This is a genomic window from Ruegeria sp. CJ2, assembly GCF_056536745.1.
Map to the genome: position 1 here is coordinate 379371 of NZ_JBQFQF010000002.1, position 20112 is coordinate 399482.

Genomic DNA, 20112 nt, shown 5'->3' on the forward strand with positions numbered 1-20112 from the left:
CCCTTAGTCCTTTTTCTTGCGTCCGTGTGGCCCGCGCCGAACCACCTCTTCCAGACGGTCCGCATAAATCTCGCGCTCGTCACTTGTCATTGCCGTGACGCGGTCAAGCCACTGCTCCTGAAGTGCCACTTGCAGATCCGCCATGGACTGCGCCTGCCGGGATAGCAGTGTCTGAACCGCGGCGGGATCAAAGGGGTCGGCGCGCAACGCCTCATTCAGCGTTGCAAAATCCTGAGAGCGGCTGCTTGACCCTTTTCTGTGCCGATCCGACAAATCACCACGCAGAGCCTTGCGGTCATCCTTTGGCAAGGCGCGATAAAGTGCAGAACCAAACCCGGGCGGTGCTTTGGCGTGATCATTGCCTTTGACCCGCAATACGGTTCCGACAGCCATTCCGACGATCAACAGATTGAGTGCAAGGGACAGGGCCAACAGGATTGGCATCCACCGACGCTTGCGTTGCGGACTATCGCTCATTCGGTGTCCTCCAGAAATGATGTATCCAGGTCGGCGAGTACAAAGCTCGTTTCCTGCCCGTAAATGTAAGTGGCGGGGTCCGGCAAAAAGCCCGGAGCCGCAAAGCCGATCCACACACCCGCTGCGCTGGCCGCGACCAGCCCCCCCATGCCCTGCCAGCCCCCGACGCCATCGACAATCCGCGTCCATAGCGAACGAGCAGGTTTGCCTGCAGGCGTCGTCTGACCCAAGCGCACTTCCTCGGCATCCGTCAGGATGCGTACCGCAAGAGTATCCGGCAACTCTGGTCGAGTCTGACGGGCTTGCGCAAATAACTGATCCAGTTGTTTTTCATCTTCAGTCATCGTCATACCCCAATTCACCACGCCTATCGGACAGGATGGCCATCAAACTCCGTTTTCCGCGCGCGGTCAGACTCTCGACCGCTTCTACGGAAATACCCATGATCCCGGCAATCTCGGGGTTGGGCAACTCTTCTATGTGCCGCAAAACAACGGCTTGCCGCTGGCGCTCGGGCAGTTGCGACAAGGCCAGTTGCAGCGCATCCTTGCGGGCTTCGTCCTGCATGCGCTCTGCAACACTGGCCTGACCATCCTCTGGCTCTGGAACATCGGCCAGACGGTCAGGTTTCTGCTTGCGCAAGTGATCCACACACAGGTTCATCGTGACGCGATACAGCCATGTTGAAACCTTGGCCTGCCCCGGAACCCAATCCGGAGCCATCTTCCACAGGCGCATCATGGCCTCTTGCGTGATATCTTCGGCCTCAGCCCGTGACCCCAGCATTCGCAGGGCGACCGAGTAACTTCGCGGCCCAAGTCGGTCAGTCAGAACACGCGCGGCCATTGCGTCGCCACGGGCGAACTGACCCAGCAAGACATCATCGCCGGGTGTGTCCGCGGTGCAGGTGGCACCGCGAACATCTTTCAATGAAGGGGTCAGATCCTCCATCCCGCATCAGCTGTCGTCAGAACCGCCTTTGTCGCGCTTTTTATGGTGCCGACCCATCTTGTCTTTTGCATCTGCAAATTCCTGCTCCGAAATCGCACCGCTGTTATCCGCATCTATACGGTCAAACATCTTGTCAGCGCGGCGCGGTTTGGGCAACTCGTCCTCGCTCAGAAAGCCGTCATGATTGGCATCGTGCCGCTCAAACATCTTCGAGACGCGTTCGTTCACTTTCTTCTGGCTGGCCGCCTGCATCTCTTCGACGCTGAGTTGACCGTCTCCGTTGGAATCTGCGTCGGTGAATCGCTGGCTTCGGTGGGCCTGCATTTCTTCTAGCGTCACCTGCCCGTCATTGTTGGCATCCAGTTCCTCAAAGGTCACAGGTTCGTGACCGCGCGGACCTGCCGCCAGAACCGAGGTGCCTGTAATCGCGACAGCCGAGAGAACAATCGCCGGGATAAATTTCGCGCTTTTCATATCGGTTTTCCTTTGTTTGTGCGGCGCCTTTGCCGCTGCTCACATAGGTTCAAACGCCACTGCGCGCAGGTTCCGTCGCAGAATTTCAAAAAAATCTTCGATCCCTTTTAGGACACAAAGCGACGCACCCCCCTTTTCTACAGGCCAAAACATGCGCAATATCCCACAAATCGGAACGCGCGAGTATCAAGATGACAGATCAAGCGATCGACGCCACGACCCAGGAAGACCGACCAACCTGGCCAGCTTTGGCCAAGGGTTTTCGTTGCCGTTGCCCAAAATGCGGCGAGGGAAAGCTGCTGCACAGCTATCTGAAGGTGAACGACAGTTGCGCATCCTGCGGGCAAGAGCTGTTCCACCACAGGGCGGATGATGGCCCGGCTTATCTGACGATTCTTCTGGTCGGGCATTTGCTGGCACCGGCGCTGCATATCTCATACGTGCATTGGCGGCCCGAGCCTTTGACGATGTTCCTGGTTTTCGCGATTGGTTGCACAGCCCTGTCCCTGTTCCTGTTGCCGCGTTTGAAGGGTGCTGTTGTCGCCTATCAATGGGCACGCCGTATGCATGGGTTTGAAAAATCGCAATGATTCAGACGATCCAGATGGGCACAGCATGAAGGTTGATAAAACAGCGATCCGTGACGCCGCGACGGTCATCGTTCTGCGCGACCGTATGACAAAGCCGTCTATCCTGATGGGGCAACGCGGTGCCAAAGCCGCGTTCATGCCCAACAAATTCGTGTTTCCCGGTGGCGCGGTCGACAAGGAAGATGCCGAGATCCCTCTGGCCTCTGACATGCCGTCCCTGTGCCAGGAACGTCTGGCGGAGAGGTCCGAACCGAACCTGCAAAACGCGCTGGCCGCCGCTGCAATTCGTGAGTTGTGGGAGGAAACCGGGCTGGTGTTGGGGCACCCAGAAGCATGGCCTACGCCTGCCCCAGTGGATTGGACCGGTTTTGCTGAACTGGGTTTTCGTCCGGCGGCAGAGGCGCTGCAATTTGTCTTCCGCGCGGTGACCCCTCCTGGGCGTCCCCGCCGGTTTGACGCACGGTTTTTCCTTGTCGATGCCTCTGCACTTCAAGGGGATCTGGATGACTTCAGCCGCGCGTCCGACGAATTGTCTCATCTGCAATGGGTTCCGTTGGAACGCGCGCGCGAATTCGACCTTCCTTTCATTACCGAAGTCGTGCTGGCCGAAATCACGGCGCGGGTCACAGACACCTCGCCGCCAACATCTGTCCCCTTCCTGTTGAATCAGGAAGAAGAAAGCCTGTTCCTAAAGCTCAAAGGCTATCCAATGCCTTAAGGCGGTCGACGACCGCTTATTTCATCCTGCTGATAACAGTGGTGACTTCGGGCTTTTTGCCGATCTCCGACTTGGCCGTCTGGCGCACGATCCGGCGCATCGCTTCTTCCAGCTTGTCGTCATCGCGCAGCGTTTTGGCATCGGCGCGCATCAGGAACTGGTTCAGGTCTTCTTCAAGGACTTCAACCAATGCAGCGCGCGAGGACCCGATCTCGGGCAGCCCCATCGTGTCGCACCATGGCTCGCCCAGCGGTTCGTCCTCTTCGTCCAGAATGACTGTCACGGTCACATGACCGTTCAGCGCCATTCGGATGCGGTCACGCACGACGCCATCCAAAGCGCCAACCTTGACGGTGCCGTCCAGATAGGTCCGGCCCGTTTCGACGTAATCCACCACGTTTGGCGCATTGCCGGTCAGGTCCAGCATTGTGCCGTTCACGGCCAGAACACCTGTCCGACCACCGGCTTCGGCAAGTTTCGCGTGTTCGCGCAGGTGTCGATGCTCACCATGCATCGGGATCACGATCTGCGGGTCAATCAGCGCGTGCACTTTCTCAAGATCCGGCCGGTTGGCATGGCCTGACACGTGATACAGACCAGAGCTGTCATCGACCACATCCACGCCTTTTTCGCTGAGCTGGTTGATGATGAAGATCACGCCCCGCTCGTTTCCCGGAATTGTCTTGGACGAGAACAGGAACAGGTCACCCTCTTTGAGCTCGATCCCGCGATATTTGCCACGGGCCAGTTGCGCACTGGCGGCGCGACGCTCGCCCTGGCTGCCGGTCACGATCAGCATCAGGTTCTGGCGCGGCACATCCACCGCCTCTTCCGCGCTGATTACTTTGGGGAAATCAGACAGAATTCCTGTTTCGGTCGCCGCTTCGATCATCCGGCGCATCGCGCGGCCCAGCAAAACGACCGAGCGCCCTGCTTTTTGCCCCGCCTCGGCCAGCGTTTTCACCCGCGCGACATTCGACGCAAAAGTCGTGGCCACGACCATACCGCTGGCATTCTCCACCAGCTTGGTAATTTCAGGCCCGACCTCGGATTCCGATCGCCCGTCATGAGGGGAAAACACGTTTGTACTGTCACACACCAGCGCCTTCACGCCGGGCTTTGCGACTTCGGCCCAGAGGTCCGGGTCGAAAGGTTCGCCCACAACCGGATTGGCATCCAGCTTGAAGTCACCGGAATGCACGATCCGCCCCTCGGGTGTATCAATGACCAACGCAGCGCTTTCAGGGATCGAATGCGAAACCGGCAAGAATCCAACCGTGAAAGGGCCAACTGATATCTGCTCTGGCCAGGCCGAAACCGTCTGCACTGCATCTTCAGGATGGCCACGCTCTTCCATCTTGCGCCGCGCAATGTTCGCGGTGAAGGCGCGGGCGTAGATCGGTGCGCCAAGCGCCTCATAACAATGGGCAACCGCACCTACGTGGTCTTCGTGGGCGTGGGTGACAAACACCGCGTCCAGACGATCTGCGCGCTCTTGCAGCCACGAAATATCGGCGTGGATCAGATCGACGCCCGGCGTGGTGTCCATATCCGGGAACGTCACTCCAAGATCGACGAGGATCAGACGTTCCTGCCCCGGCTTGCCATATCCATAGACATAGGCATTCATGCCGATTTCGCCTGCACCGCCCAGCGGCAGATAGATCAGTCGTTCACTGCTCATGTTGAGCCATTTTCCTTGTTATAGCGATGGATCACGGTCAGGCCGTGCATCGTCAGGTCATCCTCGATCGCGTCAAACCCAACGTCCGCCTGGTCGAACAGGGGCGCAAGTCCACCGGTTCCAACGACCTTCATGGGCATACCGTATTCCACTTTGATGCGGGCGATTAATCCCTCGATCAATCCCGAATAGCCCCAATACACGCCGGATTGAATACAGCCAACCGTATTTGTACCAATCACCTTTTCGGGACGCGTAATGTCGATATGCGGCAGCGCGGCTGCGCCCTGATGCAGTGCCTCAAGGCTGAGGTTGACGCCCGGAGCGATGATCCCACCGACATAGGCCCCATCCGAGGCGACCACGTCAAAATTCGTGGCGGTTCCGAAATCGACCACGACGACATCGCCGCCGTGACGGTCAAACGCGCCAACCGCATTAGCCAGCCTGTCCGGTCCGGGAATAGTGCCCTCGTCAATGCGGGGGGACACGGGCAGCAGGCATTCAGGTTTACCGACCACCAGCGGCCGGCAATTAAAGAACCTGTCTGCAAAAATGCGCAAGTTGAAGACCACGCGCGGCACGGTTGAGGCGATGATCACGTCAGTGATGTCCGCCTCGATGCCATAGTGTTTTACCAGCGTGGAATACCACGTAAAATACGCATCTGCCGTCCGCGAGTGGTGCGTAGACGTGCGCAAAGTACACAGGAAGGTTTCCCCGTCCCAGATGGAAAACACCGTATTCGTATTGCCGCAGTCAATTGCCAGAAGCATTTGAGCCTCCTTCAGAAAAACACATCCGCCGCCGGAATGCTGACGCGGCCTTTGGCGGTGTTTAGGACAAGGTTGCCACCCGCGTCCACTGTTTCAAAGGTTCCCACCGTGTCAGACGCTGCGGTACGGGCGGTGATCACCTCACCCAACCGGGCTGCGCGATCAAGCCAGGCCGTTCTGACCGGCTCGAACCCATAGGTGACAAACTGCGTCTCGTATTTCGAATACGCGGCTGCCAGCTCCGTCAAAAAGTCCTCGGGCGTAACATCGACACCCATTTCCGACAGCAGGGAAACCGGGCGTACGGCACCCGCCTCAACCGCGTGCAAAGGCGGTGCTTCGGACAGGTTTACGCCGATACCGATGGCCAGATGCGATACGCCGTGCCCGTGGCCGGTGCTTTCCAGCAAGATCCCCGCCAGTTTCCCGCCGTTGAGCAACACGTCATTCGGCCACTTCAGGGAAAAACCGCTGGCGCGCCCGGTGACGGCGACACAGGCATCAAACAGCGCAAGCGCCGCGACGAAACTGCGCAGCGCCGCCTGTTCTGGGTTCCCTTCGGGGCGCAATAGCAACGTCGCCGCCAAGTTTCCCTTGGGGTTGGCCCAGGCCCGGCCCCGCCGCCCGCGAGCCGCCGTTTGATGATGAGCCAGAATCCAGACCGGCCCCTGCGCGGTCGGTGCGATCCGGGCCGCCTCATTAAGCGTGCTATCCACCTCCTGCAGAACATGCAGGCCATATCCTTGCGGCCATTGGGTCATTGCAAAAAGGCCCGGCCTGCTGACCGAGCCCCCCAAAAATGTGTGATGCGCGTTTTAGTTGACAAGTGTTGCAGCCGCAGCCGCAGCCGCGCCTTCAATGCCGAACTGATAAACCACCCCGACCAGCATCAGCGCGGCCGACCCCATCAAAGCAGTCCACAACACAGGCGAAGAGTGGGTTTCGACCGGATCATCATTTTCAGCCCCGAAATACATGTAGAACACGATCCGCAGGTAATAGAACGCTCCAATCACCGAAGCGATGGCCGACACGATCACCAACCCGGTCAGACCGGCGCTAACACCGGCCTGCCAGACGCCGAACTTGGCGAAGAATCCCAGCATCGGTGGCACACCTGCAAGGCTGAACATCAGGATCAGAACCGCCAGCGCCTTACCCGGATCACGCTTTGCAAACTGACGCAGCGCGTCGATATCGGTGACGGGTTTGCCGTCACGTTCCATCATCAGGATGAAGGCGAAGGTGCCGATATTCATGGTTACATAGATCGCCAGGTACATCAGCATCGCCTTGATGCCCATTTCCGTACCCGCCGCCAGACCAATCAGCGCATAACCCATATGCGCAATGGACGAAAACGCCATCAGTCGCTTGATGTCCCGCTGCCCAATCGCGGCCACGGCGCCCAACAGCATCGACAGGACCGAGAGCAGGACGATCACCTGCTGCCAATCCTTGACCACGCCACCGAACGCGTCATGCAGCAGCCGCGCAAACAGCGCCATCGCCGCCACTTTCGGCGCGGTGGCAAAGAAGGCAGTGATCGGCGTCGGTGAGCCTTCGTAGACGTCCGGCGTCCACATGTGGAACGGCACCGCCGAGACTTTGAAGGCCAGACCCGAGATCAGGAAGATCAGACCAAACAGCAGCCCGACCGAAACGTCTCCGTGATGGACCGTCTGAATGATACCCGAGAACAGCGTGGTTCCGGTAAAGCCATAAACCAGCGACGCACCGTAAAGCAGCAGGCCCGAGCTGAGCGCGCCCAGAACGAAGTACTTCAGACCAGCCTCGGTCGATTTCGCGCTGTCACGACGCAGGGCGGCCACGACATAAAGCGACAGGGATTGCAGCTCTAGCCCCATATAAAGGGACATCAGGTCGCCTGCACTGACCATCATCATCATACCCACGGCGGCCAGAGCAACCAGCAGCGGGTATTCGAACCGCAGCAAGCCGCGCCGCGCCATATACTCCTGGCTCATGACCAGAACGGCCGCGGCAGACAACAGGATCGCAACCTTAGCAAAGCGCGCGAACCCGTCGTCCACGAACATACCGTTGAAGGCCACGTTGGTACCGTCCCCGTTCGTCGCAATCCAAACTGCGAGCAAGGCCATTAAACCGGCGGTGGCCCATACCAAAGCGGGCGCCAGCCCATCCTTTGACGTATAGACCGCCCCAATCAGCGCCAACATCGCATATACGGCCAGAACGATCTCTGGCAGGATTATCGTCAGATCAGCTTGGATCATGTCTCCAAAGCCTCCTTAATGCGAAGCGGCTGACTGGGTCGCGGCCTCTGCCGCGGCCAGAGCCGTGTCATAGTTCGAAATCAGTGCAGCGGTCGAGTTGCCGATCACGTCGGTCACCAGCGACGGGTAGACGCCCAGCAGGATCGTCATCACGATCAGCGGCGCGAAGATCAGCCGCTCGCGCGAGCTCATGTCGGTCATCGCCTTCAGGCTTTCCTTGATCAGATCGCCAAAGACCACGCGGCGATACAGCCACAGCGCATACCCGGCCGAGAAGATCACACCGGTCGCCGCCACAGCCGTCACCCACGTATTGACCTGAAACGCACCCATCAGGGTCAGGAATTCGCCAACAAAGCCCGAGGTCCCGGGCAGACCGACATTCGCCATCGTGAACAGCATGAAGACCAGCGCGTAAGCGGGCATCCGGATCACCAGACCGCCATAAGCGTCGATGTCGCGGGTATGCATCCGGTCATAGATCACGCCGACACACAGGAACAACGCCGCCGAGATAAACCCGTGGCTGAGCATCTGGAAGATCGCGCCATCAATGCCTTGCTGGTTCGCCGCAAAAATCCCCATGGTCACAAAACCCATATGCGCGACCGAGGAATAGGCGATCAGCTTTTTCATATCCTCCTGCACCAGCGCCACCAGCGAGGTGTAGACAACGGCAATGGCTGACATCCACAGCACCAGATCGGTCATCACCGCTGAACCCACGGGGAACATCGGCAGGCTGAACCGCAGGAAGCCATAGCCGCCCATCTTCAGTAGGATCGCCGCCAGCACGACCGACCCCGCGGTCGGCGCCTGCACGTGTGCATCCGGCAGCCACGTATGAACCGGCCACATCGGCATTTTCACCGCGAAGGATGCAAAGAACGCCAGGAACATCATCGTCTGCATGCCACCGACAATGTAGACACCCATCACGCTGAAGCTTTCAGACGAGAACTGATGGCTCATCAACGCCTCGATATCGGTGGTGCCCGCATCCGCGTACATCGCAACCATCGCCACCAGCATCAGAACCGAGCCGAGGAAGGTATAGAGGAAGAACTTGAAGCTCGCATAAATCCGGTTCGCCCCGCCCCAGATACCGATGATCAGGAACATCGGAATCAGGCCGGCCTCGAAGAACAGGTAGAACAGCACCAGATCCAGCGCCATGAACACGCCCAGCATCAGCGTTTCCAGCAGCAGAAAGGCGATCATGTATTCCTTGACGCGGTCGGTGACATTCCAACTGGCCAGAATGGTCAGGGGCATGATGAACGTCGTCAGCAGCACAAACAGCACGCTGATGCCGTCGACACCCATCTTGTATTTCAGGCCCAGCAGCCACTCACCCTCTTCCACCATCTGGAAGCCGGTGTTGGATGGATCAAAGCCCGTATAGATGCCGATCGAGACAAGGAACGTCACCGTGGTCGCCACCAGCGCGACCCATTTCGCGTTGCGCTGCGCGGCGTCGTCATCTCCGTGCAAGAACAGAGCCAGGATGCCGGCTGCCACTGCGGGGATGAAAGTAACGATCGAGAGGATATTATCCATTAGTGTGCGCCTCCGCCGATCGACATCCAGGTGACAAGGGCTGCTATCCCCAAGACCATCCAGAAGGCATAAGTAAAGATGTAGCCCGTCTGCGCCTTACCTGCGAGGCGGGTGAAGAAGGGAACAACGCCCATGGCGATCCCGTTCAGGAAGCCGTCGATGGTGTTGCCATCACCGCGTTTCCACAGGAACCGGCCAAGCGCCACGGTGGGTTTGACGAAGATCACGTTGTAGATCTCATCAAAGTACCATTTGTTCAGCAGGAACAGGTAGAGCGGCCGCTGGTTCTGCGCCAGACGTCCCGGCAGGGATGGATTCACGATGTAGAACCAATAGGCCACGACAAAGCCCAGCAGCATCGCCACAAAGGGCGAGACCTTGACCCATTTCGGAGCCGCATGCGCATCGTCGAGAATGTGATTGTCCGGCGCCATATACAGCGCGCCCTCGCCCGGCTCACCCGCGAAAACATAGTGATGATCGCCATGCGCATCTTTTTTACCATGACCGTCATCCGCGTGGTCGTCACCGTGGCCATCATCTGCGTGGCTGTCATCGCCATGCCCGTCGGCCTTACCGTGATCGCCAGCCTCGGCATGTTCCGACGCCTCAGCCACCGGGATACCGTAGAATTTGCCGACCTTATCCGCATGGCCAAAGAAGTTGCCGTACCAGATCATCCCCGCAAAGACCGCGCCCAGCGACAGAACGCCCAGAGGCACCAGCATGACCATCGGGCTTTCATGCGCATGATCATGCGTATGCTTGTCGCCGCGCGGCGTGCCGTAGAAGGTCAGGAAGATCAGACGCCAGCTGTAGAATGATGTAAACGCCGCCGCCACGACCAGCAGCCAGAAACCATAGGAGGAGCCGCCTGCATAGGCGCTCTCGATGATGGCGTCTTTCGACAAGAAGCCTGCGAAACCGAAGGTCGTCAGCGGAATGCCAACGCCCGTGATGGCCAGCGTGCCGATCATCATCGCCCAAAACGTATAGGGGATCTTTTTGCGCAGCCCGCCATATTCAGTCATCTCTTGTTCGTGGTGCATGGCGTGGATCACGGACCCCGCGCCAAGGAACAACAGCGCCTTGAAGAAGGCGTGTGTGAACAGGTGGAACATCGCCGCCGAATACATACCGACACCAGCGGCCACAAACATGTACCCCAACTGCGAACAGGTCGAATAAGCAATGACGCGCTTGATGTCGGTCTGAACCAGACCCACGGTCGCGGCAAAAAACGCGGTCGACGCGCCCAGCACGGTGATGAACCCGGTCGCACCCGGCGCGAACTCCATCAGCGGCGACATGCGGCACACCAGGAACACACCCGCCGTCACCATGGTCGCGGCGTGGATCAGGGCCGACACAGGCGTCGGGCCTTCCATCGCGTCGGGCAACCATGTGTGCAGGATCAACTGCGCCGATTTCCCCATCGCTCCGATGAACAGCAGCACGCAGATCACCTCAATCGCGGTCCACTCCCCCCACAGGAAGTGCAGTTTCTCTTCCGCCAAAGCAGGGGCCGAGGCAAAAATGTCCGAGAAATTGATGCTGTCGGTCAGGAAGAACAGCGCGAAAATCCCCAGCGCAAAGCCAAAGTCACCCACACGGTTCACGATGAACGCTTTCATCGCTGCGGCATTCGCCGAAGGCTTACGGTAGTAGAACCCGATCAGCAGGTAGGATGCGACGCCCACGCCCTCCCAGCCAAAGAACATCTGCACCAGATTGTCTGCCGTCACCAGCATCAGCATCGCAAAGGTGAAGAAGGACAGATAGGCGAAGAACCTCGGCTTATAGCTCTCGCCCTCGCGCCATTGCGGGTCGTGATCCATGTAGCCGAAGGAATAGAGGTGCACCAAAGCCGACACGGTCGTCACGACGATCAGCATGATCGCCGTCAGCCGGTCCAGACGGATGGCCCAGCTTGTCGACAGCGAGCCGCTCTCGATCCAGCGCATGATCTCGATCTGCTGTGTCACCCCGTCGAAGGCAAAGAACACAATCCACGACAGCAGACAGGCCAGAAACAGCAAGCCGGTTGCCGTCCACATGGCGGCTTTCTCACCAATGAACCGCCAGCCGAAACCGCAGATCAGCGCGCCCACCAGCGGGGCAAAGAGGATGGTGGTTTCCATAGTTCTCTTAGCCCTTCATCATATTGACGTCTTCAACCGCGATGGTGCCACGGTTGCGGAAGAAGCAGACCAGAATGGCCAGACCAATCGCCGCCTCTGCCGCCGCAACGGTCAAGACAAACAGCGTAAACACCTGCCCGACCAGATCGCCGAGGAAACTGGAAAACGCCACGAGGTTGATATTCACCGCCAACAGCATCAACTCGATGCTCATCAGCAGGATGATGACGTTCTTGCGGTTCAGGAAGAGACCGAAGATGCCGATGACGAACAGCGTCGCCGCGACCGTAAGATAGTGTTCAAGTCCGATCATAGCTTCGCTCCTGGCGAGTCGGGATAGTAGAGTTTGCAGCCGCAGAACGGGTTAACGCTGTTTTTTCCTAGGGGTCTGCTCAAGTAGTTTTCAGCATCGGTCCAATGGCCGTAATTCGCCAATTGAGACACATGCACCAAGTCTTTGACTGTAGTTTGTGAATCAAGACGCAGCTTCCCAAGCGGTGAAAAAAGAAGGTCTGCCGAGTAACTCCCTAAAGAGAACTGTTTGTCTGGGTCAGGAGGAGCGCAAACGCCGCGTATTTTGATGAACTCTTGGGTATTGCAATCCACGACTACAATACTCTCGCTATGAACACATGCGACATTTGCAACCCAGCGCTGCCCAACCCGGCCTCCGCCAATATCTGTGGCCGCTTCGCCAGAGATGAAAATGCTCCATCCGTTACCAGCGTCCGAAAAACTGCAATCATCAGCTACTTTGGTGCGCTTATCGAAATGTATTAGCGGCTTGCTAATACTGCAATGTCCCGTACGGCACTCTGCTATAGCCGATCCCGAATTAATCGTCAGTAAAGCTAACGCAGTTATGACCACTCTACAGCTCACAACCCCTGCCCCGGTTTCACGTCCTTCAGCTCCATCGCCTTGGCCGGGTCGCGCATCATCTGGCCGATGATGTCCTGACGCTTGATGTCCTGACGGTGGCGCAGCGTCAAAACAATGGCGCCGATCATCGCCACCAGCAGGATCAGACCCGCCAGTTGGAACAAAAGGAAGTATTGATCGTAAAGAATGACACCCAGCGCCTCGGTGTTGTGACGGTCCGTCGGGACCGGCTGGGCAAGGTTAGCCGCCGCACCCTGCGCGCTGTCCCATGCGCCAAAGGCCATGACAAACTGCATCAGGATGACCAGACCGATCAGCAGGGCCAGCGGCATATAGCGCGCCATCTCCGCCTTCAACTCGGCAAAGTCCACGTCCAGCATCATCACCACGAAGAGGAACAGCACCGCGACCGCGCCGACATAGACGATGATCAGCAGCATCGCCACGAACTCGGCCCCCAGCAGCACGAACAGCCCCGCCGAAGACAGGAAGGACAGGATAAGCCACAGCACCGAGTGCACCGGCTGGCGGCTGATCACCGTGAACAGCCCGCCGGTGATGGCGCTGATGGCAAACAGGTAGAAGGCAAAGACGGTCATTGATCCTCATCCTCGTTATCGCCCATGACCTCTTGCGCCAGTTCCAGCGCGCGGGTCATGGCCGGGATGCCGGCAAAAACCGACATCTGACCGATCGTTTCCACGATCTCTTGTTTCTTTGCGCCCGCCTCCAGCGCGTGGCGCACGGTCTGGCGTACGGCGGTGTCGGCCTGCGCACCCTGGCAGGTCAGCCCAGCCAATGTCAGCAGCAGGCGGGTCTTGGCATCCAGCCCGTCGGTGTTGACGGTGTTGCCGAACATCATCTCCATGACCTCTTTGGGCATGGTCGGCCACAGCGCCTCGAACCCTTTGGGCGAAAAATTTTCCATCGCCGGGTTCATCGCCTTGGCCATGTCGTGAGCCTGCTTCATCATCAGCTCGAACGGATTTGTCGGGCTGTCAGTCATCGGTACGGCGCGTCCATTTCCAGATTGCGGGCGATCTCGGCTTCCCAGCGTTCACCGTTATCCAGCAGTTTTTCCTTGTCGTAGAACAGTTCTTCGCGGGTCTCCGTGGCGAATTCGAAGTTGGGGCCTTCGACGATGGCATCAACCGGGCACGCCTCTTGGCAGAAGCCGCAATAGATGCATTTGGTCATGTCGATGTCATAGCGCGTCGTGCGGCGGCTGCCGTCTTCGCGCGGTTCGGCGTCGATGGTGATGGCTTGCGCGGGACACACGGCCTCGCAGAGTTTACAAGCGATGCAGCGTTCCTCGCCGTTGGGGTAGCGGCGCAGGGCGTGTTCGCCGCGGAACCGCGGGGACAGAGGGCCCTTTTCATGCGGATAGTTGACGGTGGCCTTGGGAGCGAAGAAATACTTCAGCCCCAGCTTCATGCCGACCCAAAAGTCCTGCAGAAGGAAGTATTTGGCAGCGCGGGTGTAGTCGATTTGGGTCATATCAGCCTCCTACGCTCCAACGGGCAAACGCGCCCCAGAACCAGTCGAACTTTGCAGCGAAGGCCACGAAGACCACCCAGACCAGTGAGAACGGCAGGAACACTTTCCAGCCCAGCCGCATCAACTGGTCATAGCGGTAGCGAGGCGTGATTGCCTTGACCATCGCAAACAGGAAGAAAAAGAACGCCATCTTCGCGACCATCCACAGAACGCCATCCGGCAGACCGGGGATCGGTGACAGCCAGCCACCAAAGAACAGCAGCGAGGTCAGCGCGCACATCAGGAAAATGGCGATGTATTCACCGGCCATGAACAGAAGGAAGGGCGTGGCCGAATATTCGACCTGATAGCCTGCAACCAGTTCCGATTCCGCCTCGGGCAAATCGAACGGCGGACGGTTGGTTTCAGCCAGAGCCGAGATGAAGAACAGGAAGACCATCGGGAAATGCGGCAGCCAGTACCAGCTGAAGAACCCGAACGAGCCATCCTGCGCGCGGACGATATCGCCAAAGTTCATCGACCCGGTCGAAATGATGATCCCAATGATGATAAGGCCGATGGACACCTCGTAAGAAATCATCTGCGCTGCCGAGCGCAGTGAGCCAAGGAACGGGTACTTTGAGTTCGACGCCCAACCGCCCATGATCACGCCATAAACTTCCAGCGACGACACGGCGAACACATAAAGGATCGCGACGTTCAGATCTGACAGCACCCAGCCGTCGTTGAACGGGATCACCGCCCAGGCGATCATCGCCAGAACGAAAGAGGTCAGCGGAGCAATAATGAAGACCGTGCGGTCGGCACCGGCGGGGATCACCACCTCTTTGACCACGTATTTCAGGGCATCGGCCACCGATTGCAGCAGACCATAGACGCCGACCACGTTGGGACCTCGGCGCATCTGGACGGCCGCCCAGATTTTACGGTCGCCATAGACAAGGAACAACAGCGAGATCATCACAAAGGCAACGACGGCCAGCACCTGCGCCAGAATGATGAGGGCGATGCCGCCGGGGGTGTTAAAGAATTCAGCCATTGGTCCTCACACCGTGGGTATTCCGTTTTCCGCGCGCGATGCTTAGGCCAGATGCCTGCGCATTCTGCGGCTGGGTCGGCGCGTTGGTGTAAACAGCATCTGCTGTCTTGGCGCTACCCAAAATAATCGTGTTCACAGGCAAACCTGACGCTGCCAACGGCCAAAGGACGTCGGTGCTGTTGCGCGATATGAAGCGGTTCCGGTTCATTCTGCCGCGATCTTCTTGGACTTTCGGGCCTGTGCTTGCGCCGACAGTTCCGCCATCAATTGTGACGCGCGTGCAATCGGATTTGTCAGGTAGAAGTCCTTGATTGCCGTGCGGAACGTCGCCTTGCCCATAGGCCCGGCCTCAAGTAGTTGACTTTCATTTTCAATCACTTCGTCGATCCGTGCCAAATGGGGCACTGCCTCGATCAAGGCCGTGCGCAGTTGCGCCAGAGAGTCAAATGGCAGCGTCGCGCCCACCTCAGCCGAAAGCGCGCGCAGAACGGCCCAATTCTCTTTCGCTTCTCCGGGTGCGAACCCGGCTCGCATCGCCAGTTGCGGGCGGCCTTCGGTGTTCACGAACAAGCCGTTTTCCTCGGTATACACAGCGCCCGGCAGGATAATATCGGCGCGATGGGCACCGCGATCGCCGTGGCTGCCCTGATAGATGACAAAAGCGCCTTCGCCGATCTCAACCTCATCTGCGCCAAGATTGTAGATCACATCCGCCGCGTTGACGGCATCCATGCCACCGGCGTTGGTCGCATCTACGTCCATGGCCCCCACACGAGAGGCAGCCGTATGTAGAATAATCAGGCCGCTTTCCGTGTTTGCGGCAATCGACTGCGCGGCGGCAAGGACCGCAGCGCCATCAGCCTCTTGCAGGGCACCCTGTCCGACGATGACCAGCGAAGCCTTGCTTTTGATGGCGTCATCGCCCCCCATAACGACGACCTTCTGCAACGCCGCGCGGTCATCCCCCAAATGGACATAGTCATAGGTCAAGTCCGCAGCCGGACCAACCAGAGCTACTTCTGCCCCATGCGCCCAGGCCTTGCGGATGCGCGCGTTCAGAACCGGAGCTTCATCCCGCGGGTTGGTTCCGATCAGCAAGATACGTTCGGCCATGTCGATATCTTCGATGGCAGCAGTTCCGGCATAGGCACCCCGATTACCCGCAGGCAGCTTGGCCCCGTCGGTGCGGCATTCGACAACGCCGCCCTGCCCTTCAATCAACTGCTTCAGCGCGAATGCAGCCTCAACCGGAACCAGGTCACCAACGATACCGGCGGGCTTTTCAGCGCCTTTGAGTGCTTCGGCAGCCTTGGTCAGCGCTTCGGGCCATGTGGCCGGGCGCAGCTTGCCGTTTTCGCGCACATAGGGCTTGTCCAGACGCTGACGCCGCAAGCCGTCCCAAACGAACCGGGTCTTGTCGCTGATCCATTCCTCATTCACGCCGTCATGGTTACGTGGCAGGAACCGCATCACCTCACGCCCCTTGGTATCCACGCGGATATTCGACCCCAAGGCATCCATCACGTCGATGCTCTCGGTCTTGGTCAATTCCCAAGGGCGGGCGGTAAAGGCATAGGGCTTCGAGGTCAGCGCCCCAACCGGGCACAGGTCGATGATGTTGCCCTGCAGGTTCGATTGCAGCGTCTCATTCAGGTACGAGGTGATCTCGGCATCTTCACCGCGCCCGGTTTGGCCCATCTGAGTGATCCCGGCCACCTCGGTCGTGAAGCGCACACAACGGGTGCAACTGATGCAGCGGGTCATCGCGGTGCCGACCAACGGCCCCAGATCCAGATCATCAACCGCACGTTTGGCTTCGCGGAAACGCGAGCCCGAGACACCATAGGCCATCGCCTGATCCTGCAGGTCACACTCGCCGCCCTGATCGCAGATCGGACAGTCCAGCGGGTGGTTGATCAGCAGAAACTCCATCACGCCCTCGCGGGCCTTCTTGACCATGGGAGAGTTCGTCTTGACCACAGGCGGCTGGCCTTCCGGTCCCGGACGCAGGTCTCGCACCTGCATCGCGCAGGAGGCCGCAGGTTTCGGCGGGCCGCCGACGACCTCCACCAGACACATCCGGCAGTTCCCGGCAATCGACAGACGTTCGTGATAGCAGAAGCGCGGCACCTCGACCCCGGCCTGCTCACACGCCTGAATCAGGGTCATCGCACCATCGACTTCGATTTCCTGCCCGTCGATATTGATCTTGCGGAGGTCAGACATGGTCTAGTTCGCCCTCAAATAAACGCCAATGGCGCTGTTTCTTTCGATTTCTTTCTGCCCCAGAGCGCAGAATGTTGTGGGGTTGTCATAGGACGCACCGTTCTGCGCCAGAAAAGCTTCGCCTTTTGAGCGCATCCTGTCTTTCTCAGCATCGGATTCCACATAGGCCCGGATTTCCTTGTCCGAGTACCCCAGCTTGTTTGCTTTCGACCGCAAATCCCACATCACTCCGATCGCCTTCAGACGGCGCCCGCTGATCGAAGGGCAAACCTCCGAAATCTCGTTGGCTATCGCGATGTAGTACAGTTCGTTGTCGATCTCTTTGACATCACGCAAAGGCGGCTTGGCATCAGCCAGCACCGGTGACGTAACTACGCATATCGCGGCAATCAGAGTCGCCGCGCGCAATACAAACCCTCGCAGACCTGCCTGCCCCCGGCGTTCAGCGCGTTTGGCTGCGTGATATGCGAAACCGCGTGTCATGGGCGAAGGCATTTTCCTGCGAAAGTCAGTTTGTCATCGGTGATCCGCAGGTTTTGCGGCTCGGTATCCGGCCCGACCTTCCAGTCAATTCGCGAGGACCCGTATTTTGCGATACAAAACTTGGTGCCCTCGTACCTGCCAGCCTCACGCGCGCCGTCCAGCGACGCTGAGACACCGTTCACCACAACCGTGAAATCCGTCGGCGCTGTTTTCTTGTCCACGACTTTCGCTTTGGCGCGGAAATATTGACCATCAAAAACCACACGATCGGACGAAGGGGTTACCAAACCACAGGACGCAACAAGTGCAGTCGCGGCGCAAACCACCACTGCCCGACCACAGGTTCTGATCCGGCGCGATTTCCCGGTGGCGTGATGAGTAAGTCCGAACATCAAAACGCAGCCACCATTGCCATAATCCCCAGGATGAACATGCATGCCCATCCGACAACATAAAGAACGCTCCGCAACCCTGAATTCGGTTTGCCAATTCCCTTGATGTGGATGACCAGCATCACCAATCGTGCCAACAGTGCGACCGAGGCCAGCAGATTTACCCAAAACGGACTGACCGCCATAAAGATGGCCGCAAAAGTTACCGCCACAAATGCCGGAAGGGTCTCTGTTCCATTCAGATATGCTCGGTTCAGACGATAGGTTTTGTCAGCATAGTCCTGCTCGGGCGTGGATCCAGGAGCCAACCCTTTTCCTTGCTTTGCCAGCGCAGTGAAGGGGGCGAGAAACAACACGACCAAGGTGAAAATCATCAGCGAAACAATCGCATGACCATATTCTGCAAATACATCCATAAGGTCTACTCCGCAGCCATTGCACCAAGGCGGCCCGACTTCTGGGCCTTGATACGGTCTTCGATCTCGTCCCGGAAATTACGGATCAGGCCCTGAATGGGCCAGGCCGCAGCATCGCCAAGCGCGCAGATCGTGTGCCCTTCGACCTGTTTGGTTACGTCAAACAGCATGTCGATCTCTTCCAGTTCGGCCTCGCCACGCACCAGACGGTCCATCACGCGCATCATCCAGCCGGTGCCTTCGCGACAGGGCGTACACTGACCACAGCTTTCGTGCTTGTAGAACTTGGACAGCCGCCAGATCGCCTTGATGATATCGGTGGACTTATCCATCACGATCACCGCGGCCGTCCCGAGGCCCGAGCCCAGATCGTTGCGCAGGTAATCAAAATCCATGATCGCGTCGCGCATGTTCTCGCCGCGCACACAAGGAACAGACGAGCCACCCGGAATCACCGCCAGCAGATTGTCCCAGCCGCCGCGAATGCCGCCACAATGGGTCTCGATCAGTTCCTCGAACGAGATCGACATCGCCTCTTCAACCACACAGGGGTTGTTCACATGGCCCGAGATCGCAAACAGTTTGGTGCCCGCGTTGTTCTGACGGCCAAAACCCGAAAACCAATCCGCGCCCCGGCGCAGGATGGTGGGCACAACAGCGATGGACTCCACATTGTTCACCGTGGTCGGGCAGCCATAAAGCCCCGCCCCCGCCGGGAACGGAGGTTTCATCCGCGGCATGCCCTTCTTACCCTCAAGGCTTTCGATCAGGGCGGTTTCTTCGCCACAGATATACGCGCCCGCGCCGTGATGCAGGAACAGGTCGAAATCCCAGCCCGAACCCGCGGCATTCTTGCCCAGCAGTCCGGCGTCATAGGCCTCGTCAATCGCGGCCTGCAATGCCTCACGCTCACGGATATATTCGCCGCGCAGGTAGATATAGCAGGTATGCGCATTCATCGCGAAAGAGGCGATCAGGCAGCCCTCGATCAACGTATGCGGATCATGGCGCATGATCTCGCGATCCTTGCAGGTGCCGGGTTCGGATTCGTCGGCATTCACAACCAGATAGGCCGGACGCCCGTCACTTTCTTTGGGCATGAACGACCATTTCAGACCGGTCGGAAATCCGGCACCGCCACGACCGCGCAGGCCCGAATCCTTCATCGTCTGGATGATCCAGTCGCGGCCCTTTTCAATCAGGCCAGCGGTGCCGTCCCAATGCCCGCGCGCCTGCGCACCACGCAATGTGCGCTCGTGCATCCCGTAGATGTTGGTAAAGATCCGGTCCTGATCCTTCAGCATCGCGTGCTACCCTTGATTATCCTGACGCATGCGCCAGAGTTGAAAAATGTTGACGCCCGCGTAGATGAAACCCGCCAAAGCAGCGAGATCAAACAACAACGCGTGGCGTGCCGTCAGTTGCAGTGCGGGACCAATGAAAAGGTTCATGGCAAGCCATAGCGCCATTGTCACCGCAATGACGATGCCGACATGACGGCCCTTTCGGGCTATGGCCTGTTCCTTATCCTTGTCCATTTCATCCCGA

Annotated in this window: 23 protein-coding genes; 2 read left to right on the forward strand and 21 right to left on the reverse strand. The window is 58.6% G+C overall.

Translation table 11 applies throughout. The features are described 5' to 3' along the window. Positions 1-3: 3 nt before the first annotated feature. From ACR0MS_RS04230 to ACR0MS_RS04245, 4 genes are read right to left on the reverse strand one after another with little or no spacing between them, the layout of a single operon-like run. Entirely contained in the window at positions 4-477 is a 474-nt protein-coding gene (locus ACR0MS_RS04230; protein WP_480568769.1) for a periplasmic heavy metal sensor, read from the reverse strand. Beyond that, positions 474-821 (reverse strand): hypothetical protein, encoded by a 348-nt coding sequence (locus tag ACR0MS_RS04235; RefSeq protein ID WP_480568766.1) that lies wholly within the window; start codon positions 819-821, stop codon positions 474-476. Before ACR0MS_RS04235 ends, ACR0MS_RS04230 begins: the two co-directional genes overlap by 4 nt. After that, positions 814-1428, reverse strand: a complete 615-nt coding sequence (locus ACR0MS_RS04240; RefSeq protein WP_480568763.1) for an RNA polymerase sigma factor — start codon at positions 1426-1428, stop codon at positions 814-816. Before ACR0MS_RS04240 ends, ACR0MS_RS04235 begins: the two co-directional genes overlap by 8 nt. A gap of 6 nt (positions 1429-1434) precedes the next feature. After that, positions 1435-1902 carry an EF-hand domain-containing protein gene (locus tag ACR0MS_RS04245; protein ID WP_480568759.1) on the reverse strand — a complete coding sequence of 156 codons (468 nt, stop codon included), beginning with the start codon at positions 1900-1902 and terminating at the stop codon, positions 1435-1437. 191 nt (positions 1903-2093) lie between these two features. Here ACR0MS_RS04245 and ACR0MS_RS04250 point away from each other — a divergent pair, with 191 nt between their 5' ends. Further along, positions 2094-2492 (forward strand): DUF983 domain-containing protein, encoded by a 399-nt coding sequence (locus ACR0MS_RS04250; protein WP_480568756.1) that lies wholly within the window; start codon positions 2094-2096, stop codon positions 2490-2492. A gap of 25 nt (positions 2493-2517) precedes the next feature. Then, positions 2518-3210 carry an NUDIX hydrolase gene (locus ACR0MS_RS04255; RefSeq protein WP_480568753.1) on the forward strand — a complete coding sequence of 231 codons (693 nt, stop codon included), beginning with the start codon at positions 2518-2520 and terminating at the stop codon, positions 3208-3210. A 16-nt stretch (positions 3211-3226) separates the two neighbouring features. Here ACR0MS_RS04255 and ACR0MS_RS04260 read toward each other — a convergent pair whose 3' ends face one another. The 17 genes from ACR0MS_RS04260 to ACR0MS_RS04340 form a co-directional block, all read right to left on the reverse strand. Beyond that, positions 3227-4894: a ribonuclease J gene (locus ACR0MS_RS04260; protein ID WP_480568750.1), complete on the reverse strand. Its 1668-nt coding sequence runs from the start codon at positions 4892-4894 to the stop codon at positions 3227-3229. Further along, positions 4891-5670 (reverse strand): type III pantothenate kinase, encoded by a 780-nt coding sequence (locus tag ACR0MS_RS04265; RefSeq protein ID WP_480568747.1) that lies wholly within the window; start codon positions 5668-5670, stop codon positions 4891-4893. The genes ACR0MS_RS04260 and ACR0MS_RS04265 overlap by 4 nt, the downstream gene beginning before the upstream one ends. A gap of 11 nt (positions 5671-5681) precedes the next feature. Continuing rightward, positions 5682-6431: a biotin--[acetyl-CoA-carboxylase] ligase gene (locus ACR0MS_RS04270; protein WP_480568744.1), complete on the reverse strand. Its 750-nt coding sequence runs from the start codon at positions 6429-6431 to the stop codon at positions 5682-5684. Positions 6432-6485: 54 nt separating this feature from the next. Further along, positions 6486-7928, reverse strand: coding sequence for an NADH-quinone oxidoreductase subunit NuoN (gene nuoN / locus ACR0MS_RS04275; RefSeq protein WP_480568741.1), 1443 nt, complete (start codon positions 7926-7928; stop codon positions 6486-6488). Positions 7929-7943: 15 nt separating this feature from the next. After that, the gene (locus tag ACR0MS_RS04280) at positions 7944-9488 is read right to left on the reverse strand and encodes an NADH-quinone oxidoreductase subunit M (RefSeq protein WP_480568738.1); all 1545 of its coding nucleotides are present in this window, start codon (positions 9486-9488) and stop codon (positions 7944-7946) included. Continuing rightward, positions 9488-11629, reverse strand: coding sequence for an NADH-quinone oxidoreductase subunit L (nuoL, locus tag ACR0MS_RS04285; protein ID WP_480568735.1), 2142 nt, complete (start codon positions 11627-11629; stop codon positions 9488-9490). The genes ACR0MS_RS04280 and nuoL overlap by 1 nt, the downstream gene beginning before the upstream one ends. A 7-nt stretch (positions 11630-11636) precedes the next feature. Further along, positions 11637-11942 carry an NADH-quinone oxidoreductase subunit NuoK gene (nuoK, locus tag ACR0MS_RS04290; RefSeq protein ID WP_005984024.1) on the reverse strand — a complete coding sequence of 102 codons (306 nt, stop codon included), beginning with the start codon at positions 11940-11942 and terminating at the stop codon, positions 11637-11639. A gap of 565 nt (positions 11943-12507) precedes the next feature. After that, positions 12508-13110, reverse strand: coding sequence for an NADH-quinone oxidoreductase subunit J (locus ACR0MS_RS04295; RefSeq protein ID WP_008755476.1), 603 nt, complete (start codon positions 13108-13110; stop codon positions 12508-12510). Next, the gene (locus ACR0MS_RS04300; protein WP_480568732.1) at positions 13107-13517 is read right to left on the reverse strand and encodes a carboxymuconolactone decarboxylase family protein; all 411 of its coding nucleotides are present in this window, start codon (positions 13515-13517) and stop codon (positions 13107-13109) included. The genes ACR0MS_RS04295 and ACR0MS_RS04300 overlap by 4 nt, the downstream gene beginning before the upstream one ends. Continuing rightward, positions 13514-14008: an NADH-quinone oxidoreductase subunit NuoI gene (nuoI, locus tag ACR0MS_RS04305; RefSeq protein WP_170331439.1), complete on the reverse strand. Its 495-nt coding sequence runs from the start codon at positions 14006-14008 to the stop codon at positions 13514-13516. The genes ACR0MS_RS04300 and nuoI overlap by 4 nt, the downstream gene beginning before the upstream one ends. 1 nt (position 14009) lies before the next feature. Beyond that, positions 14010-15047: an NADH-quinone oxidoreductase subunit NuoH gene (gene nuoH / locus ACR0MS_RS04310; protein ID WP_480568729.1), complete on the reverse strand. Its 1038-nt coding sequence runs from the start codon at positions 15045-15047 to the stop codon at positions 14010-14012. Between the two features lie 204 nt (positions 15048-15251). Further along, on the reverse strand, positions 15252-17273 hold the full coding sequence (nuoG, locus tag ACR0MS_RS04315) for an NADH-quinone oxidoreductase subunit NuoG (protein WP_480568725.1): 2022 nt from the start codon (positions 17271-17273) through the stop codon (positions 15252-15254). A gap of 3 nt (positions 17274-17276) precedes the next feature. Further along, the gene (locus ACR0MS_RS04320) at positions 17277-17756 is read right to left on the reverse strand and encodes a DUF5333 domain-containing protein (RefSeq protein WP_480568722.1); all 480 of its coding nucleotides are present in this window, start codon (positions 17754-17756) and stop codon (positions 17277-17279) included. Further along, a complete protein-coding gene (locus ACR0MS_RS04325) occupies positions 17753-18148 on the reverse strand; it encodes a hypothetical protein (protein ID WP_480568720.1) in 396 nt (131 codons plus the stop codon). Before ACR0MS_RS04325 ends, ACR0MS_RS04320 begins: the two co-directional genes overlap by 4 nt. Continuing rightward, positions 18148-18564 (reverse strand): MAPEG family protein, encoded by a 417-nt coding sequence (locus ACR0MS_RS04330; RefSeq protein ID WP_480568717.1) that lies wholly within the window; start codon positions 18562-18564, stop codon positions 18148-18150. Before ACR0MS_RS04330 ends, ACR0MS_RS04325 begins: the two co-directional genes overlap by 1 nt. 5 nt (positions 18565-18569) lie before the next feature. Continuing rightward, positions 18570-19868, reverse strand: coding sequence for an NADH-quinone oxidoreductase subunit NuoF (gene nuoF / locus ACR0MS_RS04335; protein WP_480568714.1), 1299 nt, complete (start codon positions 19866-19868; stop codon positions 18570-18572). 6 nt (positions 19869-19874) lie between these two features. Further along, positions 19875-20102: a DUF5337 domain-containing protein gene (locus ACR0MS_RS04340; RefSeq protein WP_480568711.1), complete on the reverse strand. Its 228-nt coding sequence runs from the start codon at positions 20100-20102 to the stop codon at positions 19875-19877. Positions 20103-20112: the final 10 nt, after the last annotated feature.

Excerpts from the sequence above, each read along its gene's own strand:
- ACR0MS_RS04260 (WP_480568750.1), bottom strand. The coding sequence starts at position 4,894 with ATGAGCAGTGAACGACTGATCTATCTGCCGCTGGGCGGTGCAGGCGAA.
- nuoI (WP_170331439.1), bottom strand. The coding sequence starts at position 14,008 with ATGACCCAAATCGACTACACCCGCGCTGCCAAATACTTCCTTCTGCAG.
- ACR0MS_RS04255 (WP_480568753.1), top strand. The coding sequence starts at position 2,518 with ATGAAGGTTGATAAAACAGCGATCCGTGACGCCGCGACGGTCATCGTT.
- ACR0MS_RS04320 (WP_480568722.1), bottom strand. The coding sequence starts at position 17,756 with ATGACACGCGGTTTCGCATATCACGCAGCCAAACGCGCTGAACGCCGG.
- ACR0MS_RS04250 (WP_480568756.1), top strand. The coding sequence starts at position 2,094 with ATGACAGATCAAGCGATCGACGCCACGACCCAGGAAGACCGACCAACC.
- nuoH (WP_480568729.1), bottom strand. The coding sequence starts at position 15,047 with ATGGCTGAATTCTTTAACACCCCCGGCGGCATCGCCCTCATCATTCTG.
- nuoK (WP_005984024.1), bottom strand. The coding sequence starts at position 11,942 with ATGATCGGACTTGAACACTATCTTACGGTCGCGGCGACGCTGTTCGTC.
- ACR0MS_RS04240 (WP_480568763.1), bottom strand. The coding sequence starts at position 1,428 with ATGGAGGATCTGACCCCTTCATTGAAAGATGTTCGCGGTGCCACCTGC.
- ACR0MS_RS04230 (WP_480568769.1), bottom strand. The coding sequence starts at position 477 with ATGAGCGATAGTCCGCAACGCAAGCGTCGGTGGATGCCAATCCTGTTG.
- ACR0MS_RS04340 (WP_480568711.1), bottom strand. The coding sequence starts at position 20,102 with ATGGACAAGGATAAGGAACAGGCCATAGCCCGAAAGGGCCGTCATGTC.
- nuoF (WP_480568714.1), bottom strand. The coding sequence starts at position 19,868 with ATGCTGAAGGATCAGGACCGGATCTTTACCAACATCTACGGGATGCAC.
- ACR0MS_RS04295 (WP_008755476.1), bottom strand. The coding sequence starts at position 13,110 with ATGACCGTCTTTGCCTTCTACCTGTTTGCCATCAGCGCCATCACCGGC.
- ACR0MS_RS04245 (WP_480568759.1), bottom strand. The coding sequence starts at position 1,902 with ATGAAAAGCGCGAAATTTATCCCGGCGATTGTTCTCTCGGCTGTCGCG.
- ACR0MS_RS04300 (WP_480568732.1), bottom strand. The coding sequence starts at position 13,517 with ATGACTGACAGCCCGACAAATCCGTTCGAGCTGATGATGAAGCAGGCT.
- nuoL (WP_480568735.1), bottom strand. The coding sequence starts at position 11,629 with ATGGAAACCACCATCCTCTTTGCCCCGCTGGTGGGCGCGCTGATCTGC.
- nuoN (WP_480568741.1), bottom strand. The coding sequence starts at position 7,928 with ATGATCCAAGCTGATCTGACGATAATCCTGCCAGAGATCGTTCTGGCC.
- ACR0MS_RS04280 (WP_480568738.1), bottom strand. The coding sequence starts at position 9,488 with ATGGATAATATCCTCTCGATCGTTACTTTCATCCCCGCAGTGGCAGCC.
- ACR0MS_RS04270 (WP_480568744.1), bottom strand. The coding sequence starts at position 6,431 with ATGACCCAATGGCCGCAAGGATATGGCCTGCATGTTCTGCAGGAGGTG.
- ACR0MS_RS04265 (WP_480568747.1), bottom strand. The coding sequence starts at position 5,670 with ATGCTTCTGGCAATTGACTGCGGCAATACGAATACGGTGTTTTCCATC.
- ACR0MS_RS04235 (WP_480568766.1), bottom strand. The coding sequence starts at position 821 with ATGACTGAAGATGAAAAACAACTGGATCAGTTATTTGCGCAAGCCCGT.
- ACR0MS_RS04325 (WP_480568720.1), bottom strand. The coding sequence starts at position 18,148 with ATGTTCGGACTTACTCATCACGCCACCGGGAAATCGCGCCGGATCAGA.
- nuoG (WP_480568725.1), bottom strand. The coding sequence starts at position 17,273 with ATGTCTGACCTCCGCAAGATCAATATCGACGGGCAGGAAATCGAAGTC.
- ACR0MS_RS04330 (WP_480568717.1), bottom strand. The coding sequence starts at position 18,564 with ATGGATGTATTTGCAGAATATGGTCATGCGATTGTTTCGCTGATGATT.